The organism is Aquabacterium sp. OR-4 (assembly GCF_025290835.2).
Lineage (GTDB): Bacteria > Pseudomonadota > Gammaproteobacteria > Burkholderiales > Burkholderiaceae_C > Pseudaquabacterium.
Genome location: NZ_JAOCQD020000002.1, coordinates 500,082 through 518,418 on the forward strand (window position 1 = coordinate 500,082; position 18,337 = coordinate 518,418).

20 protein-coding genes and 1 tRNA gene are annotated in these 18,337 nt (G+C 71.6%); 9 read left to right on the forward strand and 12 right to left on the reverse strand.

Translation table 11 applies throughout. The annotated features are described in order from the left end of the window. Positions 1-105: 105 nt before the first annotated feature. Positions 106-1,023: an NAD(P)-dependent oxidoreductase gene (locus N4G63_RS14440; protein WP_260786167.1), complete on the reverse strand. Its 918-nt coding sequence runs from the start codon at positions 1,021-1,023 to the stop codon at positions 106-108. Positions 1,024-1,115: 92 nt separating this feature from the next. On the opposite strand from N4G63_RS14440, the gene galU reads away from it, so the two are divergent. After that, positions 1,116-1,982: a UTP--glucose-1-phosphate uridylyltransferase GalU gene (galU, locus tag N4G63_RS14445; protein WP_260786168.1), complete on the forward strand. Its 867-nt coding sequence runs from the start codon at positions 1,116-1,118 to the stop codon at positions 1,980-1,982. 49 nt (positions 1,983-2,031) lie between these two features. On the opposite strand, the gene N4G63_RS14450 is transcribed toward galU, so the two are convergent. From N4G63_RS14450 to cysM, 3 genes are all read right to left on the reverse strand, one after another. Beyond that, complete coding sequence (locus tag N4G63_RS14450) at positions 2,032-2,259, reverse strand: sulfurtransferase TusA family protein (protein ID WP_260786169.1); 228 nt, start codon at positions 2,257-2,259, stop codon at positions 2,032-2,034. 98 nt (positions 2,260-2,357) lie between these two features. Continuing rightward, on the reverse strand, positions 2,358-2,897 hold the full coding sequence (locus N4G63_RS14455; protein ID WP_260786170.1) for an NUDIX domain-containing protein: 540 nt from the start codon (positions 2,895-2,897) through the stop codon (positions 2,358-2,360). After that, positions 2,894-3,799, reverse strand: a complete 906-nt coding sequence (cysM, locus tag N4G63_RS14460) for a cysteine synthase CysM (RefSeq protein ID WP_260786707.1) — start codon at positions 3,797-3,799, stop codon at positions 2,894-2,896. The genes N4G63_RS14455 and cysM overlap by 4 nt, the downstream gene beginning before the upstream one ends. A gap of 169 nt (positions 3,800-3,968) precedes the next feature. Between cysM and N4G63_RS14465 the strand changes: the two genes are divergently transcribed. From N4G63_RS14465 to N4G63_RS14475, 3 genes are all read left to right on the forward strand, one after another. Next, positions 3,969-4,053: transfer RNA gene (locus N4G63_RS14465), tRNA-Leu, on the forward strand. Positions 4,054-4,080: 27 nt separating this feature from the next. Beyond that, entirely contained in the window at positions 4,081-4,806 is a 726-nt protein-coding gene (locus tag N4G63_RS14470) for a rhomboid family intramembrane serine protease (RefSeq protein ID WP_260786171.1), read from the forward strand. 164 nt (positions 4,807-4,970) lie between these two features. Beyond that, positions 4,971-6,032, forward strand: coding sequence for a S1C family serine protease (locus N4G63_RS14475; protein WP_260786172.1), 1,062 nt, complete (start codon positions 4,971-4,973; stop codon positions 6,030-6,032). Between the two features lie 134 nt (positions 6,033-6,166). Here N4G63_RS14475 and N4G63_RS14480 read toward each other — a convergent pair whose 3' ends face one another. Further along, on the reverse strand, positions 6,167-7,072 hold the full coding sequence (locus N4G63_RS14480; protein ID WP_260786173.1) for an NAD-dependent epimerase/dehydratase family protein: 906 nt from the start codon (positions 7,070-7,072) through the stop codon (positions 6,167-6,169). Between the two features lie 84 nt (positions 7,073-7,156). Between N4G63_RS14480 and N4G63_RS14485 the strand changes: the two genes are divergently transcribed. The 3 genes from N4G63_RS14485 to N4G63_RS14495 all read left to right on the forward strand — a co-directional run bounded on the left by N4G63_RS14485 (position 7,157) and on the right by N4G63_RS14495 (position 10,578). Beyond that, on the forward strand, positions 7,157-8,194 hold the full coding sequence (locus N4G63_RS14485; protein ID WP_260786174.1) for a CDP-6-deoxy-delta-3,4-glucoseen reductase: 1,038 nt from the start codon (positions 7,157-7,159) through the stop codon (positions 8,192-8,194). Between the two features lie 100 nt (positions 8,195-8,294). After that, positions 8,295-9,272 carry a Bug family tripartite tricarboxylate transporter substrate binding protein gene (locus N4G63_RS14490; RefSeq protein WP_443112081.1) on the forward strand — a complete coding sequence of 326 codons (978 nt, stop codon included), beginning with the start codon at positions 8,295-8,297 and terminating at the stop codon, positions 9,270-9,272. Between the two features lie 58 nt (positions 9,273-9,330). Next, a complete protein-coding gene (locus N4G63_RS14495; protein ID WP_260786176.1) occupies positions 9,331-10,578 on the forward strand; it encodes a spore maturation protein in 1,248 nt (415 codons plus the stop codon). A gap of 52 nt (positions 10,579-10,630) precedes the next feature. Here N4G63_RS14495 and N4G63_RS14500 read toward each other — a convergent pair whose 3' ends face one another. The 3 genes from N4G63_RS14500 to N4G63_RS14510 are packed head-to-tail and all read right to left on the reverse strand — an operon-like array spanning position 10,631 to position 14,253. Beyond that, positions 10,631-12,013 (reverse strand): sensor histidine kinase, encoded by a 1,383-nt coding sequence (locus N4G63_RS14500; RefSeq protein WP_314600213.1) that lies wholly within the window; start codon positions 12,011-12,013, stop codon positions 10,631-10,633. After that, positions 12,014-12,763, reverse strand: coding sequence for a hypothetical protein (locus tag N4G63_RS14505; RefSeq protein ID WP_260786177.1), 750 nt, complete (start codon positions 12,761-12,763; stop codon positions 12,014-12,016). 44 nt (positions 12,764-12,807) lie between these two features. Then, complete coding sequence (locus N4G63_RS14510) at positions 12,808-14,253, reverse strand: sigma-54-dependent transcriptional regulator (RefSeq protein WP_260786178.1); 1,446 nt, start codon at positions 14,251-14,253, stop codon at positions 12,808-12,810. Positions 14,254-14,404: 151 nt separating this feature from the next. Here N4G63_RS14510 and N4G63_RS14515 point away from each other — a divergent pair, with 151 nt between their 5' ends. Both N4G63_RS14515 and N4G63_RS14520 read left to right on the forward strand, forming a co-directional pair. Next, positions 14,405-15,271, forward strand: coding sequence for a 3',5'-nucleoside bisphosphate phosphatase (locus N4G63_RS14515; protein ID WP_260786179.1), 867 nt, complete (start codon positions 14,405-14,407; stop codon positions 15,269-15,271). Between the two features lie 175 nt (positions 15,272-15,446). Continuing rightward, entirely contained in the window at positions 15,447-16,079 is a 633-nt protein-coding gene (locus N4G63_RS14520) for an L-threonylcarbamoyladenylate synthase (protein ID WP_260786180.1), read from the forward strand. 120 nt (positions 16,080-16,199) lie between these two features. Here the strand turns inward: N4G63_RS14520 and N4G63_RS14525 are convergent, their stop codons facing one another. The 4 genes from N4G63_RS14525 to N4G63_RS14540 form a co-directional block, all read right to left on the reverse strand. After that, entirely contained in the window at positions 16,200-16,595 is a 396-nt protein-coding gene (locus N4G63_RS14525; protein WP_260786181.1) for a glutaredoxin family protein, read from the reverse strand. A gap of 69 nt (positions 16,596-16,664) precedes the next feature. Beyond that, positions 16,665-17,009, reverse strand: coding sequence for a RidA family protein (locus N4G63_RS14530; protein ID WP_260786182.1), 345 nt, complete (start codon positions 17,007-17,009; stop codon positions 16,665-16,667). A gap of 3 nt (positions 17,010-17,012) precedes the next feature. Then, positions 17,013-17,795: a glycerol-3-phosphate 1-O-acyltransferase PlsY gene (gene plsY, locus N4G63_RS14535; protein WP_443112058.1), complete on the reverse strand. Its 783-nt coding sequence runs from the start codon at positions 17,793-17,795 to the stop codon at positions 17,013-17,015. A 96-nt stretch (positions 17,796-17,891) separates the two neighbouring features. Next, positions 17,892-18,260: a hypothetical protein gene (locus N4G63_RS14540; protein ID WP_260786183.1), complete on the reverse strand. Its 369-nt coding sequence runs from the start codon at positions 18,258-18,260 to the stop codon at positions 17,892-17,894. Positions 18,261-18,337: the final 77 nt, after the last annotated feature.

An 18,337-nucleotide genomic window follows, 5' to 3' on the forward strand; every position in this document is an offset into this window, starting at 1 on the left:
AGTTGGCGAGACCGGGGGCCTTCAGCGGGCTGAGCGCAGGGCCGCCCCAAGCCGGCCCGCACCCGCCCGGCGGGTGGGCTCGCGTACCCGCGAGACCGGGTGCCCTCAATACCCGATGGGCACCGGCGGCAGCGACAGCGCGGTGTCGATGCGCTTGGCCACGTCCCAGGCCGCACGCACGCGTGATTCACGCGTGGTGCTGGCCACACGCGGCGTGACCTGCAGGGTGTCGATCTGGTGCAGCGGCCGGCCGGCCTCGAGCATCTGCGGCTCCATGCTGTCAAACCAGGCCGCGGCCATGCGGCCGGTGCCCAGCACATCGGCCAGCGTGGCCTCGTCGAACAGGCTCGAGGCCCCCAGGCTCACCATCACCTGGTTGGGCTTGCAGAAGGCCAGGTAGCGCTCGCCCAGCAGCCGGTGGTAGCGCTGGAAGTAGTTCAGCATCACCGCCACGCAGTCGCTCTCTTCCATCAGCCCGCGCAGGCTCACCGGCTCGACACGCAGCGTGCTCCACGCGCCATCGTTGGCATGCAGCGTGGGCTCGTAGCCGATCACGTGGGCACCAAAGGCTTCGAGCAGGCGGGCCAGCGGTTCACTGGCCGGCGTGAGCCCGATCAGGCCCACCGTGGCGCCGCCCAGCTCGCGCCCCACCAGCAGGCCTTCGGCGTTGACCACCGGCACCCGCCGCAGCATCTGCAGCAGCGCGCCGATCACGAACTCGGCCTCGGCCTGGGCGGTGGCATCGGTGGGGCGGATCACCTCCACGCCGGCCCGGGCGCAGGCCTCGGCATCGAGGTTCTCCACCCCGGCCGACAGCCGCCCCACGGCCTTGAGCAGCGGCGCCTGCTCCAGTGCCTCGGCGTCCACCGCCACGGTGGACGGAATGATCAGCGCGCGCACCTGCGGCAAGGCCTGCCGCAAGGCGCGCGGATCACGCGCGAGGTCGGGTGCATAACGCACTGGATGGCGTGCCACCAGCCACTGCATGACGCCCGGATCGATCGGCTCGACGATCAGGATCACGACGCCACCACGGCTGTGACAACTTGGGAGGCAACCGTCATGGACGGCATGCCAGAATCATTGGAATCCCACACGACAACACTGCTGTTCTTATGCTGGTCAAAAAGGCAATCTTCCCGGTGGCAGGTCTTGGCACTCGCTTCCTGCCGGCCACCAAGGCACAACCCAAAGAGATGCTGCCGGTGGTTGACAAGCCGCTGATCCAGTACGCCGTTGAAGAGGCCTACGCGGCGGGCGTGCGCGAGATGATCTTCGTCACCGGTCGTCACAAGCGCCCTATCGAAGACCACTTTGACATGACCTTCGAGCTCGAGGTAGCCCTTGAACAAGCGGGTAAAGCCGAATTGCTCGATGTGGTCCGCAGCGTCAAGCCCCACGACATGGAGTGCATCTACGTGCGCCAGGCCCAGGCGCTGGGCCTCGGCCATGCCGTGCTGTGCGGCCGCCGCCTGGTCGGCAACGAGCCCTTCGCGGTGCTGCTGGCCGACGACCTGATGGTTGGCACCAAGCCCATCCTGAAGCAGATGGTCGAGCAGTTCGCCGAGTGGCAGGCCTCGATCCTGGCCGTGCAGGAAGTGCCGCCCGAGCACACCCGGCGCTACGGCATCGTGGCCGGCACGCAGGTCAATGAGCGCCTGGTCGACATCACCCGCATGGTCGAGAAGCCGGCGCCCGAGGCGGCCCCGTCGAACCTGGGCGTGGCCGGCCGCTACATCCTCACGCCCGGCGTGTTCCGCGAGATCGAGAGCCAGCCGCGCGGCGTGGGCGGCGAGATCCAGCTCACCGACGGGATTGCCGCGCTGCTGCGCCGCGAGAAGGTGTTCGCCTACCGCTACGAAGGCCGGCGCTACGACTGCGGCAGCAAGGAAGGCTTCCTCGAGGCCAATGTCGAACTCGCGCTGGCCCACCCGCAGCTCGGCCCGGGCTTCCGCGACTACCTCAAGACCCTGGATCTCTGACAACCGGCGCGCCCGGCGCCGTGGCATCGCAGCCATGGCGCCGGTGTGCTCAGCGGCGGCGCAGCAGGTGCACGAACTCGGCGCCGGCGCTGCTTTGCTCGACCAGCTCGTTGCCGGTCTGGCGGCAGAAGGCCTGGAAGTCGCGCACCGATCCCGGATCGGTGGCCAGCACCTTGAGCAGGTCGCCGCTCTGCAGCTCAGCCAGCGCCTTCTTGGCCTTCAGGATGGGCAGGGGGCAGTTCAGGCCGCGGGTGTCGAGTTCCTTCGGGACTTGCATGGTGGCAGACGCGGCTGTGGCGTGACGTGTGAGGGGTGGCCGCGATTCTAGGAGCGCGGGCCTGGCCCCGGCCGGTGCGCCGCGGCGCTGCCCGCGGTTCAGCCGCGCGGCGGAAAGTCGATGAATTGCGGCTCGTGGCCGCGGCTGCGCAGCCAGTCGGCCAGCGCCTGGCCGGTGCCGGCACGCCAGCAGCGCAGATCGGCCAGCTCGAACAGCTTGTATTCGGCCAGCTCGGGCGACAGCCGCACCTCGCCGCGCGCCAGCGCGTGGTAGGCAATGATCACCTGGTTCATGCGCTGGAAGTCATAGACGCCCACCAGCTTCAGGGCCAGCACCTCGAGCGCCGTTTCTTCGGCCACCTCGCGGCGAATGCCCTCCTCGGGCGATTCACCGGCCTCCATGAAGCCGGTGATCAGCGCGAACATGCGCCCGCTCCAGGCGGCGTTGCGCGCCAGCAGCACGCGGCCGCCCTGGTCGGCACATTCGACGATGGCGGCCAGCACCGGCGTGGGGTTGTTCCAGTGCGTCCAGCCACAGGCGGCGCAGCGCAGCCGGGTCTTGGGGCCGCCGTCCTCCCACTGCTCGATCGCCTCCAGCGGGCCGCCGCAGGGCGGGCAGAAGCGATAGCCGCCCGTCATGCCGGAAACACGCCGGTGGACAGGTATCGGTCGCCGCGGTCACACACCACGAAGGCGATGGTGGCGTTGCGCACCTGCTGCGCGATCTGCAGCGCCACCCAGCAGGCGCCGGCGGCCGAGATGCCGGCAAACAGGCCTTCGTCGCGCGCCATGCGGCGGGCCATGTCCTCGGCGTCGGCCTGGCTCACCAGCACCAGTTCGTCCACGGTGCTGGGGTCGTAGATCCGGGGCAGGTAGGCCTCGGGCCACTTGCGGATGCCGGGGATGCGCGAGCCTTCGGCCGGCTGCGCGCCGACGATGCGCACCGCCGGATTCATCTCCTTCAGGTAGCGGCTGACGCCGGTGATGGTGCCGGTGGTGCCCATGGCGCTGACGAAGTGCGTGATCTGCCCGTCGGTCTGCCGCCACAGCTCGGGGCCGGTGGTCTCGTAATGAACGCGCGGGTTGTCGGCATTGCCGAACTGGTCGAGCACGCGGCCCTTGCCGTCCTTCTGCATCTGCTCGGCCAGGTCGCGCGCGTACTCCATGCCGCCCGAGCGCGGCGTGAGGATCAGCTCGGCGCCGAAGGCCTTCATGGTCTGGGCGCGTTCGATCGACAGGTCCTCCGGCATGATCAGCACCATGCGGTAACCGCGGATGGCCGCCGCCATCGCCAGCGCGATGCCGGTGTTGCCGCTGGTGGCCTCGATCAGCGTGTCGCCGGGGCGGATCTCGCCGCGCTCTTCGGCGCGGCGGATCATGGCGATCGCCGGCCGGTCTTTCACCGAGCCGGCCGGGTTGTTGCCTTCGAGCTTGCCAAGGACGACATTGCCGCGCGCCTGGCCGGCCTCGGCCGGCAGACGCTGCAGGCGCACCAGCGGCGTGTGGCCGATGACTTCCTCGATCGTGGGGTAGCGGGGCATGGACACGTGATGAACCTCCGGGCGGCGATTGTGTCAGCGCCAGCCCGCGCCCGCTGTGCGCAGCGCGACAGCCCGCACCAGCCTGGCGCACGGCGCCGGGCCGGCCAGGGGCGCCACACCCCCATGACATAATCCACCGCCACGCCGCCCCTTCCCCGGGGCGCCTCCTGCCCGCGTGACGAAATCGGTAGACGTAGCGGATTCAAAATCCGCCGCCGCAAGGCGTGCCAGTTCGAGTCTGGCCGCGGGCACCATCGCTACTTCATCCCCTGCACCTGTCGATGCTGCAACTGCCCCCGGTCACCAAGGCGCTGCTGCTGGCCTGCATCGCCGTGTTCTGCGTGCAGTCGCTGCTGCCGATCCTGCCGCTCGAATCGTTTCTGGCGCTGTGGCCGCTGGGCAGCGGGCAGTTCTGGCCCTGGCAACTGGTGAGCTACGGCTTCCTGCACGGCGATTTCACGCACCTGCTGTTCAACATGCTGGGGCTGTGGATGTTTGGCCGCGAGCTCGAGCAGCTGTGGGGCCCCAAGCGCTATGTGCACCTGCTGCTGGCCGGTGTGGTGACGGCGGCGCTGGCGCAGCTGGTGGTCACGCTGCTGCTGGGCAGCCGGGCGCCCACGGTGGGCGCGTCGGGCGCGCTGTACGGCCTGCTGCTGGCCTACGCGCTGGTGTTTCGCAGCCGCATGTTCGACCTGGTGGGCCTGCTGCCGATGCTGCTGATGATGCTGCCCGGCCAGATCTTCCAGACCCTGGGCATGATGCTGTTCGTGCTGCTGCTGGCCAACCGGCAGATGGTGCCGATCCCGCCGATCATGATCCCGGCCATGACCATGGTGGCCATCTTCGGCGGCATCGAGCTGTTCATGGGCCTGATGTACTACCGCAACTCCGGCATCGCCCACTTCGCCCACCTGGGCGGCATGCTGGGTGCCTGGCTGCTGATCCGCCACTGGCGCAGCGGCGGTGGCAGCGGGCGCGCCCGCAGCAAGGTGCGCCGCGTGCACTGAGTGTGGGATGACCCGCTGCGGCGGGCCCCGCTAAGCTGCACCGGAAGCCCCGCACCCAGCGGGGACATGCGGGAATGGTTCATGCTGCGCTGCATGCCAGTTCCGCCGGGAGCGCTGCCATGCACCGAGGCCTGTCCCCCTGGAGTTTGACCGCCTGGACCGCGATGCTCGCGATCCTGGCCGCTGTGCTGCTGGCCTGGCCGGGCATGAGTCCGGCACGAGGGCTGGCCGATGGCAATGGCGACAGTGCCACCAGCCTGGCCGAGCGATCCCGCGCCCTCGAGCGTGCCCGCCAGGCCGTGGTGGGCGTGCAGGCCACCGCGCTGGACGACGCGCGCTCGATCCGCACGCTGGGCCGCGAACGCGCAGGTTCGGGCGTGGTGATCGGCAGCGACGGCCTGGTGCTGACCGTGGGCTACCTGCTGATCGAGGTCGAATCGGTGGCGCTGCAGCTCGATGACGGGCGCACCGTGCCGGCGCGCGCGCTGGGCTACGACAGTGCCTCGGGCCTTGGCCTGGTGCAGGCGCTGGCACCGCTGAACATCGCGCCGGCACCGCTGGGCCGCCCCACCCTGCTGGCCCTGCAAGAGCCCTTGATGGTGGCCAGCGGCGGTGGCGACGCCACGGTGAGCACGGCCGCCCTGCTGGCGCGCCGGGCCTTTGCCGGCACCTGGGAATACCACCTCGAGCAGGCCCTGCTGACGGCCCCGGCGCGGCGCGACCACAGCGGTGCCGGCCTGTTCAACGGCCGTGGCGAGCTGGTGGGCATCGGCTCGCTGTTTCTGGCCGACGGCCGCGCCGGTGCCGATGCACGCCAGGACGACGATACCGCCAGTGCGCCCGGCGCCGCCGGCCCGGCCAACCTGTTCGTGCCGGTAGACCTGTTGCCGCCGGTGCTCGACGAGCTGCGCCAGCGCGGCAGCACGCGCAGCAGCCAGCGCGCCTGGCTGGGCCTGAACTGCGTGGAACTGGCCGGCGCGCTGCGCGTGGTGCGGGTGGCCCAGGACAGCCCGGCCGACGTGGCCGGCCTCGAGGTGGGCGACCGCATCCTGCGCATCGACGGCACCGAGGTCAGCTCGCTGGCCGCGCTGTGGCAGGCGCTGTGGTCGGGCGGCGCGGCCGAGCGCGAGGTGCGGCTCGACATCCAGCGCCATGGCGAGGCCCAGGCGGTGCGCGTGTACAGCGTGGACCGGCAAAAGACGCTGAAGCGCCCGCAGGGCATCTGATGGCGTGAGCCAAGGGCCGGGGCTGGACCCTCGGCGCTTGGGCGCTTGGGCGCTTGGGCGCTTGGGCGCTTGGGCGCTTGGGCGCTTGGGCGCTTAAGGGCTTGAGGGCTTGGGCCCGCCCGGGCCGGCGGGGCTCAGGCCCGCAAGCCCTCGGCCACCGTGGGGTGGCGCAGCTGCAGCCGCAGCTCTAGCTTCAGGCGCCGGTTGAGCAGGCGCCGCGACTCGGCCATGAAGCTCAGCTGCATGGCCGACAGCACGGCCGCCGCCTCGGTGCGGCGCAGCCGCGGCGGGGGTGGCAGGCCGCACAGCGCGGCGGCCAGGTCGAAGTACTCGCCCATGCGCAGGGCCGTGTCGTCGCTGACATGCACCACGCGCTGCGGCTTGCCGCGCAGCAGCGCTGCGATGCAGGCGCGCGCCAGGTCGTCGGCGTGGATGTGGTTGGTATACACATCGTCCTCGGGCGCCAGCACCGGCGTGCCGCGCAGCAGGCGCTCACGCGGGTGGCCGCCGGGCCGGTTGGTGGCATAGATGCCCGGAATGCGCAGGATGCTGGCCCGGCTGCCCCGGCGGCCGTGGGCCCGCACCTGGCGCTCGGCATGCACCCGCCGGCGGGCGCGGTCGGTGGCCGGTGCCACGGCGCGGGTTTCGTCCAGCAGGGCGCCGCCGCAATCGCCATACACCCCGGTGGTGCTGGCGTACACCAGCCGCCGTGGCGGCCGCGCGGCGCCGCCCGGCCGGGCGCGCCACAGCGCCTGCAGCAGCTGCGCGGTGCGCGGGTCGGTGGCGCCGTGGCCGGGTGGCGGGGCCAGGTGCAGCACCGTGTCGGCCAGGCCGGCCAGGCGGCGCAACGTGGCGGCGTCGTCCAGGTTGCCCAGCAGCGGCACCGCGCCGGCGGCGCGCAGCTCGGGCACACGCGCCGAGCTGCTGGTGAGGGCCAGCACCCGCCAGCGGCCGGCCAGCAGGCGCAGCACGCGCATGCCCACATCGCCACAGCCCACCACCAGCAGCGTGGGGCGGTGGTGGCGCGGTGTCGGGTTCATTGGCAACAGGGGCTTCAGGTTCGGGCAGGCACAATGCCGGGTTCAGTGTAAGACCCGGTCGCAGACCGCTTCAGCCTTCGCAACATGAGCTTCAACGTCACGATCCAGCCTTCCGGCCGCAGCTTCGATGTGGCCCGCGACGAGACCGTGCTGGCCGCCGCCATCCGCCAGGGCATCGGCCTGCCCTATGGGTGCCGCGACGGCGCCTGCGGTTCGTGCAAGAGCAAGCTGCTCGGCGGCCGCGTGATCCACGGCGCACACCAGAGCAAGGCCCTGAGCGAGGCCGAAGAGGCCGCCGGCCTGATCCTCACCTGCTGCGCCACGCCGCAGACGGATTGCTCGGTGGAGGCACGCAGCGTGCCCGGCCTGGGCGAGTTTCCGATCCTCAAGATGCCCACCCGTGTGCTGGCGATCAGCCGGCCCGCGGCCGATGTAGCGGTGCTGCGCATGCAGTTGCCGGCCAACCAGAGCTTCCAGTACCGCGCCGGCCAGTACGTGGAGTTCCTGCTGCGCGACGGTGCGCGCCGCAGCTACTCGATGGCCAATGCGCCGGGCAACGTGGGCGAGCCGCCGGCCATCGAGCTGCACATCCGCCACATGCCCGGCGGCAAGTTCACCGACGTGGTGTTCTCCACGCTGAAGGAGAAGGACATCCTGCGCATGGAAGGGCCGTTCGGCAGCTTCTTCCTGCGCGAGGGCGACAAGCCCATGGTGCTGCTGGCCTCGGGCACCGGCTTCGCGCCGATCAAGGCGCTGATCGAGCAGCTCAAGGCCAGCGGCAGCCAGCGCCCGGCGGTGCTGTACTGGGGCGCACGCCGCAAGGCCGACCTGTACATGCACGACTGGGCCCTGCAGGCCGCCGCCGAGATGCCCGGCCTGCGCTATGTGCCGGTGCTGTCGGAGCCCGCGGCCGACGATGCCTGGAGCGGCCGCAGCGGCCTGGTGCACCAGGCGGTGATGGCCGACCTGCCCGATCTGGCCGGCCACGAGGTGTACGCCTGCGGTGCGCCCTTGATGGTGGATGCCGCGCAGCGCGACTTCACGGCGCAGTGCGGCCTGCCGGCCGAGGCCTTTTTTGCCGACGCGTTCACGTCGGAGCTCGACAAGCAGACCGGGGCCTGAACCGATGACCCGCCCACCGACCGCCGTGACCCCGCCGCAACCATCGCCCCCGCGGCGCGCGCCGGGCACCGGCCTTGCCCCCCGAGCCCGCCGCACGCTGCTGGCCAGCTTGACCACGCTGGCCGTGGCCACGCTGCTGCCCTGCGCCGCACTGGCCCAGGGCGTGGCCAGGCCGATCCGCCTGATCGTGCCCTACCCGCCTGGCGGCCCGCTGGACATTGCCGCCCGTGCGCTGGCCGCCGGCGTGAAGGACACGCTGGGCGCCATGGTGGTGGACAACAAGCCCGGCGCCGGCGGCAACCTGGGCGCCGATCTGGCCGCCAAGGCGGCGCCCGACGGCCACACCCTGGTGATGGGCGCGGTGGCCACGCATGCCATCAACCCCTGGCTGTTCAAGAAGCTGCCCTACGACCCGCTGCGTGACTTCACGCCGATCACCCGCGTGGCCCAGGTGCCCAATGTGCTGGTGATGAACGCCGAGGCCGCCCAGCGCCTGCAGATCGGCTCGCTGGCCGACCTGGTGGCCTATGCCCGCAAGAACCCGGGCAAGCTCAACTACGGCTCGGGCGGCAATGGCAGCGCGGGCCATCTGGCCGGCGAGATGTTCAAGTCGCAGGCCGGTCTGTTCATGGTGCACATCCCCTATGCCGGCGGCAATCCAGCGCAGCTGGCACTGCTGGCCGGCCAGGTGGACCTGAACTTCGACAACCTGGCCACCGCCAGCGCCAACATCAAGAGCGGCAAGCTCAAGGCGCTGGCCGTCACCGGCACGCGGCGGGCCCCGGCCCTGCCCGATCTGCCCACCGTGGCCGAGGCCGGCGCGCGGCTGGGCCTGGCACAGTTTGACGTGGGCACCTGGTTCGGCCTGTTCGCACCCGCCGGCCTGCCGCCGGCCGAGCTGGCGCGGCTGCACAAGGGCTTTGCCGCGGCGCTCGAATCGGCCGAGCTCAAGGCCCGCTTCGCGCAGCTGATGGCCGAGCCCTCGCCCACCACGCCCGAGCAGTTTGGCGCCTTCGTGAAGGCCGAGCTGGCCAAGTACGGCCCGGTGGTCAAGGCCTCGGGCGCCACGGTGGATTGAACGTGCCGCCACGCCGCCGCGCTGGCGCCCTTCGCGGCACTGCCCAGGCCCGCCCGCCATGGTGCTGAACCTCGTCTGGGTCGGCTTCGTGCTGATCGGCCTGCTGGTCACCGCGGTGCAGGTGGCGCAGGGCCAGGCCGACGCCGCCACGCGGGTGCTGGGCGGGTTGTTCGATGCGGCCAAGACCGGCTTCGACATCTCGCTGGGCCTGGTGGGCGTGATGAGCCTGTGGCTGGGCCTGATGAAGGTGGGCGAGCAGGCCGGCGTGATCCAGCTGCTGGCGCGCGGCATGGCGCCGTTTTTCCGCCGCATCTTTCCCGGCATTCCGCCGGGGCACCCGGCCGGCGGCAGCATCGTGATGAACGCCAGCGCCAACATGCTGGGGCTGGACAACGCCGCCACACCGCTGGGCCTGAAGGCCATGCGCGAGCTGCAGGAGATCAACCCCGACAAGGGCACGGCCAGCGATCCGATGATCATGTTCCTGGTGCTCAACACCGCGGGCATCACGCTGATCCCCACCTCGGTGATCGCCATCCGCCAGACCATGGCGGTGGAGCAGGGCCTCGTCGGCTTCAACGGCGCCGACATCTTTCTGCCCACGCTGCTGGGCACGCTGGTGTCCTTCATCGCCGGGCTGGTGGCGGTGGCCTGGGTGCAGCGCATCCGCCTGCTGTGCCTGCCGGTGCTGGCCTTTTTTGGCGGGTTCGGCCTGCTGCTGGCCGCGCTGTACGCCTGGCTGGCGCCACTGCCGGCGGCCGCGATGGCCCAGCGCATCGGGCTGCTGGGCAGCGCCACCATCCTGGCCATCGTGGGCTTGTTCGTGGCCGCCGGCGCGCTGCGCCGGGTCAACGTCTACGAGGCCTTCGTCGAGGGCGCCAAAGAGGGCTTCGGCGTGGCGGTGCAGATCATTGCGTACCTGATCGCGATGCTGGTGGCAATCGCGGTGTTTCGCCACAGCGGCTGCATGGGCTACCTGGTCGAGGGCATCGGCAGCGTGGTGCGCACGCTGGGCCTGGACGACCGCTTCGTGCCGGCGCTGCCGGTGGGGCTGATGAAGACGCTGTCGGGCAGCGGCGCGCGCGGCCTGATGGTGGATGTGCTGAAGACCTACGGCGTTGACTCGTTCGAGGGCCGGCTGGCCTCGATCATCCAGGGCTCCACCGAGACCACCTTCTATGTGCTGGCGGTGTACTTCGGCAGCGTCAACATCCGCCGCACGCGCTACGCGCTGGGCTGCGGGCTGTTTGCCGATGCGGTGGGCCTGGTGGGCGCCATCCTGATCGGCTACGCGTTCTACGGCTGATGCACTGGGGCACCCGGTCGCCGGTGACGGCGCCCATCCGCCAAGCGGGTGCTCAGGCGGCCTGGGGCGGCCCGGCGCTCGCCTGAGCCACCTGCGACGTCGTCAACCCCGGCTCGCACAGCAGCAGCACGCACATCGCCGCCCCGCCGCCGGGCCGGTTGCTGGCCACGATGTCGCCGCCGTAGCGCTCGACGATGCCGCGGCTGATCCACAGGCCCAGGCCGGTGCCGTCCTTCTTGCGCGTGACGAAGGGCTGGAACAGCTCGCCCAGCAGGCCTTCATCCAGGCCGGGGCCGCTGTCGCTGACCTCGATGCGCACACCGGCGCGGCCCTGGGCATCGGCCCAGTCGCTGGTGGCCAGGCGCAGCGTGCCGCCCTCGGGCATGGCGTGGATGGCGTTGACGATCAGGTTCACCAGCACCTGCTGCAGCTCCTGGCGGTTGATGCCCACCGGGCGGCTGGCCTGCAGCGCCCGCCGCACCTCGATGCGGGTGCTGACCAGCAGGTGCTTGACCAGCACCAGGCTGTCGTCGAGCGCGCGGGCGGTGTCCACCGGCTCCACGTAGCCGGCGTACTCGTTGGGCCGCGCAAACTGCAGCAGCTGGGTCACGATCAGGCGCATGCGCTCGATCTGCTCGTCCACCAGGCGCAGCTCGCCCGCCACGCGCTGGGCATCGGCACCCAGCAGCTCGCGCACCAGGTCGAGGTTGCCCTGGATCACCGCGATCGGGTTGTTGACCTCGTGCGCGATGCTGGCGGTGAGCTGGCCCACGGTGGCCATCTTCTCGCTGCGCAGCAGCTGCTGCTGCGCCGCCGCCAGTGCCGCGCCGCGCTGGGCCACCTTGGCATCGAGCTCGGTGTTCCACTGCTGCAGGCGCTGGTTGCGCTCGGCCAGCGCCTCGAGCAGGCGGTCGAGGTGGCCGGCCAGCGCGCCCAGCTCGTCGCCGCTGGCCACCGCGCCCACACGCGCCTGCAGCGCGCCGGCCTCCACCTGCTGCATGGTGTGGTCCATCTGTTCGATGGGCCGGAAGATGCGCCGCGCCAGCCGCGACGAGCCGATCGCCGCCACGATCATCACGCCGAAGAACAGCACGCCGATGCCGGCCAGCACGCCCCATTTGAGCCAGCGGTAGGGCTGCTCGAGAAAGCCCACGTAAAGCATGCCCACGCGCTGGCCGCCGGCGTCCAGCAGCGGCTGGTAGCCCGAGACATACCAGTCATTGACCACGAAGGCCCGGCCCAGCCAGGGGCGGCCCTGCTCGAGCACCGCCGCGCGCACCGCTTGCGACACCCGCGTGCCGATGGCGCGCGCCTCGCCGCTGCCGCCGTGGCCGTCGCCGAACAGGCGCACATTGGTGGAGATGCGCACATCGTCGAGAAACAGCGTGGCCGTGCCCTGGCTGCCGAAGGGCAGCGCACCGGCCGGGTAGACGATCTAGTTGATGTGGTCGATGAAGGGCAGGTTGCGGTTGAGCAGCAGGCCGGCCTGCACCAGCGCCAGCGTGCGGCCCTGCGCATCGCGCACCGGCGCCAGCGCGCGCAACACCAGGGCGCGGTCTTCCACCTGGCGTTGGCTGGGCTGGGCGTTGCGGGTGGCCAGCAGGTTCACCGGCACGCGCAGGCGCAGCTCGGGCGACAGCAGGTCCTGCTCGGCCGGTGCCAGCACCGCCAGCGCGGCCTGCACGCGCAGCGCCTCGCTGGGCGGCGCCACCGGCTGCGCGGCGGCAGCGGCCGGCGTGTCGGCCACCCACAGGCGGCCATCGGGATGGCGCAGGTTGATGAAGTCCAGGCCCTCGCGTGCCTTGATGCGCAGCAGCAGCGGCCGCAGCCGGCTGGCGGCCTCGCCGGCTGGCACCGAGGCCGCCGTGGCCGCGGGTGGCGTGCGCTGCAGGCTTTCAAACAGCAGCTGCGACTCGGCCACCGCCTGGGTGCTGGCCGCCACCTCGCCGCGCACACGTTCGAAATAGCCCTGGGCAATGGCCAGGTCGGCACGCGCCTTGGTGACCAGCAGGCGGTCGACCGCGGCGTCGCCCCAAATCAGCAGCACCAGGCCCAGCAGCGGCAGCACGCCCACCAGCGGCAGCAGCACCATCAGCTGCAGCTTGCGCCGGATGGGCCAGGCGCCGAAGCCGCGGCCGGCGCCTGGCGGCGGGGCCGCAGCAGCGCCGGGCAGCACAGTCAGCACCGGCGGCACGGGTGGTTCCGGCGGGCCCGGCTCGGCCGCAGCGTTCAGCCGGCCGCCCACTCGGCCACCCGGCGTTCGAGCGTGCGGCGCGAGATGCCCAGCAGCTGCGCGGCGCGGGTCTTGTCCTGCGCCACGCTGGCCAGCACGGCCAGGATGTGCTGCTTTTCCAGCGTCTGCAGATCGGTGGGGCGGCCGCGCCCGGCCGCCGGGCCGCCGGGTGCGGCGTAGGGCCCGGCCGGCGCGGCCTGGCGCTCCTGGCGCGACAGGCCCTGGTACAGCGCCGAGACGTTCAGCGCCCCCAGGATCAGCGAGCGCTCGACCAGGTTGCGCAGCTCGCGCACATTGCCCGGCCAGTCGTACTGCTGCAGGTACTGCAGCTCGTCGTCGCTGACCGCGATCGGCGGCACGCCCAGGCGCGGCGCCAGCGAGGCGACGAAATGCGCCACCAGCGCGGCAATGTCGTCCTTGTGCGCGCGCAGCGGCGGCAGATTGATCTCGACCACCTGCAGCCGGTAGTACAGGTCGGCCCGAAAGCGCCCGGCCGCCACCTCGTCGGCCAGGCGCCGGTGCGTGGCGGCCACGATGCGCACATCCACCGGCACCTCCTGCTCGCCGCCCACCGGGCGGATGCGGCGCTCTTCCAGCACCCGCAGCAGCGTGGCCTGCAGGCGCGGCGCCAGCTCGCCCACCTCGTCGAGAAACAGCGTGCCGCCCTGGGCGTAGACGAACAGGCCGTCGCGGCTGCGCGCCGCGTTGCCCGGGCCGGCACCGGCCTGGCCGTCGGCGCGGCGGTGCCAGGCCTGGCCGAACAGCTCGAGCTCGATCAGCTCGGGCGACAGCGTGGCGCAGTTCACCGGCACGAAGGGCCCGTCGGCGCGGCGGCTCAGGCGGTGCAGCGCCAGCGCGGCCAGCTCCTTGCCGGTGCCCGATTCGCCGCTCAGCAGCACCGTGCTGTCGACCCCCGCCACCCGGTGCAGCGCGGCCTGCAGGCCACGCATCGCCAGCGAGTCGCCCACCAGCGCATCGGCCGCCGGCTGCTGCTGCTGCGACAGGCTGCGCCGCAGCACGAAGTTCTCGCGCCGCAGCGAGGCGCGCTCGAGCCCGCGTTCGAGCGCGCTGACGATCTGCGTCACCCGAAACGGCTTGAGGATGAAGTCGCTGGCGCCGGCGCGCAGGGCCTCGATGGCGGTGTCGAGGTCGGCGTAGGCGGTGATCAGCACCACCTCGGCGGCCACGCCGCGCTCGCGCAGCTGCTTGAGCCAGTCGATGCCGTGGCGCCCGGGCAGGGCGATGTCGAGCACCAGCAGGTCGATGCGGTGGCGCTGCAGCAGCTGCTCGCCAGCCTCGGCCGACTCGGCCGACAGCACCTGGCCCACGCGGCTGGCCAGGGTCTTTTCAAGAAAATTGCGCATGCCCGGCTCGTCGTCGACCACCAGCACGGTGGCCAGCGGCCAGCGCACCTCGGGGCCGGGCACGGCGGGTTCGGTCATTGCATCGGCCATGGGATTTACTGCATCGAGCGCGGCATTGTAGGAATGCCCCGGCCACGGCGCCGCCCTCGCGCGCCACCGACAATGCGGTGGTGAGTGCCCTGCCGCCGCTCTCGCCCCGGCTGCCAAGCCTGCAATCCACCCGCCGGGTGTGCACGCGCTGAGCAATGCCGACCTGCACAGCCATTCCACGCACTCCGATGGCACGCTGCGCCCGGCTGCGCTGGCCGCCCGCGCCCAGGCCAATGGCGTGACGCTGTGGGCCTTGACCGACCACGACGAGCTGGGCGGCCTGCCCGAGGCCGCCGCCGCGGCACACGACCTGGGCATGGGCTTCCTGACCGGCGTGGAGCTGTCGGTGAGCTTTGCCGGCGAAACCGTGCACATCGTGGGCCTGGGCTTCGATGCCGACAACGCCGACCTGCGGGCCGGCGTGGCCCACACCCGCGGCGGCCGGCTCGAGCGCGCACGCGCCATGGCCGACGGCCTGGCCGCGGTGGGCCTGCCCGGCGCCTTTGAAGGGGCGCTGCGCTATGTGGGCAACCCCGACCTGATCTCGCGCACCCACTTTGCGCGCTGGCTGATCGACACCGGCGTGTGCGCCGATTTTTCGGCCGTGTTCAGGCGCTACCTCAGCACCGGCAAGCCCGGCTTCGTGCCGCACCGCTGGGCCGCGCTGGGCGACGCGGTGCGCTGGATCACCCAGGCCGGCGGCGTGGCGGTGATCGCCCACCCCGGCCGCTACCCGTTCAGCCCCAGCGCCGAGTACGCGCTGTTCTCCGAGTTCCACACCCATGGCGGGCGCGGCGTCGAGGTGCTGACCGGCAGCCACGGTCAGGCCGACACGCTGAAGTACACCGCCATGGCCGCCGAGTTCGGCCTGCAGGCCTCGCGCGGCAGCGACTTTCATTCACCCGAAGAAAGCCGCACCGACCTGGGCGCCCTGCCCGATCTGCCCGGCACGCTGACCCCGGTGTGGCTGGGCCTGGCCCACCGCGTGCAGCCACCGCGCCGCTGAAGCCCCGCCCCTGGGATGAGTGGTGCCCGCCGGCCCGCGCCGCGGGTTGTGCTGGGGTCTTGCGCGCCGTGGCGGGCGTACAGTGCCGGGTTCGGCGCGGCGTGCGGCCCGCCACCCGGCCGGCCACTCAGCCCGCCCGCCCGCCGAAATTTGCTGCCCACTCTGGTTTTCGCGCATGTCGCAGTACTTCGAAGTCCACCCCGAGAACCCGCAGCCCCGCCTGCTGCGCCAGGCCGCGCAGATCCTGCATGGCGGCGGTGTGTGCGCGGTGCCCACCGACTCCAGCTACGCGCTGGTGTGCCACCTCGACGACAAGGCCGCGGCCGAGGCGCTGCGGCGCATCCGCGGCGTCGATGAAAAGCACCACCTCACGCTGCTGTGCCGCGACCTGTCCGAGCTGGCCAGCTATGCGCGGGTGGACAACCGCCAGTACCGGCTGCTGAAGCTGGCCACGCCGGGGCCCTACACCTTCATCCTCGAGGCCACCAAGGAGGTGCCGCGGCGCCTGTCGCACCCCTCGCGGCGCACCATCGGCCTGCGCGTGCCCGACCATGCGGTGACCCAGGCCCTGCTGGCCGAGCTGGGCCAGCCGCTGCTGGCCACCACGCTGATCCCGCCGGGCGAGGCCGATCCGCTGAACGACCCCGAAGACATCCGCGCCCAGTTCGAGAAGCGCATCCAGGCGGTGGTGGACGCCGGCGCCTGCCAGCGCGCGCCCACCACGGTGATCGATCTCACCGGCGAGGCGCCCGTGGTGGTGCGCGCCGGCCGTGGCGAGCTGGCGCGCCTGGGCCTGTCGGCCGACTGATCGGTCGACTGATCGGCAGATTGATGGGCACCCTGATGGGCGCCCCGATGAGCGGGTTGATCGGCGGTTTGATCGCCCGACGGCTGGGCCGGCGGGTGGACCCGCCCGGCCAGCGCCTGCTCAGCCCGGCGGCTCGGCCAGGCGCTGGCGCAGCTGCTGCGGGCTGAAGCCCAGCTGCACCTGGCCGCGCACCAGCAGCACCGGCGTGCCCGGCTGCATCAGCGCGCGAAACTGCGCCGCGCAGGCGGCATCGCGTTCGACAAAACACTCGGTGAACGGCACCTGCTGCGCCTGCAGCCAGCGCCGTGCCTGGGTGCAGTAGCCGCACTGGGTGGACGACAGCATGTGGATGTCGCCCGGGCGGGCCTGCGCCGCCAGTTCACGGCCCAGCCGGGCCTCGCGCTGCTGCTGCCACCACGACACGCCGGCCGTGGTGGCCAGGATCAGCGCCAGCGCCACCCACAGCGAGCGCTTGTCGAGCGGCCGCTCGGCGGGGGCATCGGTGGCGGTGGGCATCGTGTGGCCTGGGCCAGCCTGGGGGCGCGTTGACGGGCCGAATCGGCCTGCGGCGCCGGGCCGGGCCGGTCAGAGCGCCGCGGTGACGACGATCTCGACCTTCCACTCGGGCTTGGCCAGGGCCGCCTGCACGGTGGCGCGCGGCGGCGTGTGGCCGGGCACCACCCAGCTGTCCCACACGCTGTTCATGCCGGGAAAGTCGGCCAGGTCGGCCAGGAAGATCTGCGCGCGCAGCACCTTGGTCTTGTCGGTGCCGGCCTTGGCCAGCAGCGCGTCCACGGCGTCGAGCACCTCGCGCGTCTGCGCCTCGATGCTGGGCGCGGCGCCCACGGCCACCTGGCCAGCCAGGTAGCAGACCCCGTTGTGCACGGCCATCTCGGACATGCGGGCACCGACATCGAATCGCTGGACCATGGCTCAGTTTCCTTTGGAGGATGAAGTGGAAGGTGACGTGGAATGGGATTGGCCGGTCGCGGCCGACGCGCCACGCGCGCTGCCGGGCGCGGGCGGCGTCTCGACATGCAGGCGGCTGCGGCGCCGCTGGCGGCGGCGCTTGGGCTGGGCCGCGTCGGCCTTGGCGCCGAGCTTGGACTCCTTGCCGCTCATCAGGTTGCCGATGTTGCGCCAGTGGCGCCAGATCAGCATCAGGCTCATGATCGTGACGGCCAGCGCCACCACCGGCCGGTCAAAGAAGATCATCGTGAAGAAGGGCGCGAACACCGAGGCCATCAGCGAGGCCAGCGACGAGTAGCGGAACATCGCCGCCACCACCACCCACACGATCAGCGTGCCCAGGCCCAGCAGCGGCTCGTAGGCCAGCAGCACGCCCAGCGCGGTGGCCACGCCCTTGCCGCCCTTGAAGCGGAAGAACACCGGGTACAGATGGCCCAGGAACGCCGCCACGCCGACGAAGGCCACGGTGGCATCCACCACGCCGATGTCGGCCGCATAGGCCGACACCACGGCCGTGGGCACATAGCCCTTCAGCGCGTCGAGCAGCAGGGTCAGCACCGCCGCCTTCTTGCTGCCCGAGCGCAGCACATTGGTGGCGCCGGGGTTGTTCGAGCCGTAGCTGCGCGGATCGGGCAGGCGCATCAGCCGGCTCACGATGACCGCGAACGACAGCGAGCCGATCAGGTACGCGGCAAAGAACAGCGCGTAGCTGTAGATCAAATCGAGGTGGGGGCGCAGCTCTTCCATGGCTTCGGGCAGGGGCGCGACAAGGCGCCCGGCGAACACAATGTCAACAGAAGAGTGTAAGGCTCGCGGACTGTGCCGCCGGACGGCGGCGCCCGCTCAGCGCGCAGCGCGCTTCTTGGCGGCCGGCTTGCGTGCCGGCTCGTCCACCGGATGGCCACCGGGCGGTGCCGAGAACAGCTTGGCGGCGCGGCCCTTCAGCTCGAGCAGCTCGGTGGGCGTGATCGAGTAGGTGCGGCCGACCACGTCGACCTCGATGCGGAACTCGACTTCCTTGCTGCCGTTGGACAGCGTGCCGCAGGTGAAGTCGTAGTCTTCGTCCTCGGCCGGAAAACCATCGTCCTCGAGGTCGTAGTCGATGTACTTGACCTGGGTGATCTCGCCGCTGGCGAGGTCCAGCATGCCCTTGGACTCGATCACCTCGTCGGCAAGTTCGTCGTGGATGGTGATCGGCAGCTTCAGGTCCATGGTGCGCGGGCGGCAATGCGGCAAAGGGGCGGCATCATGCCACAGCGGGGAAGCCGGTTGGCAGCCTGCCGGCCCGG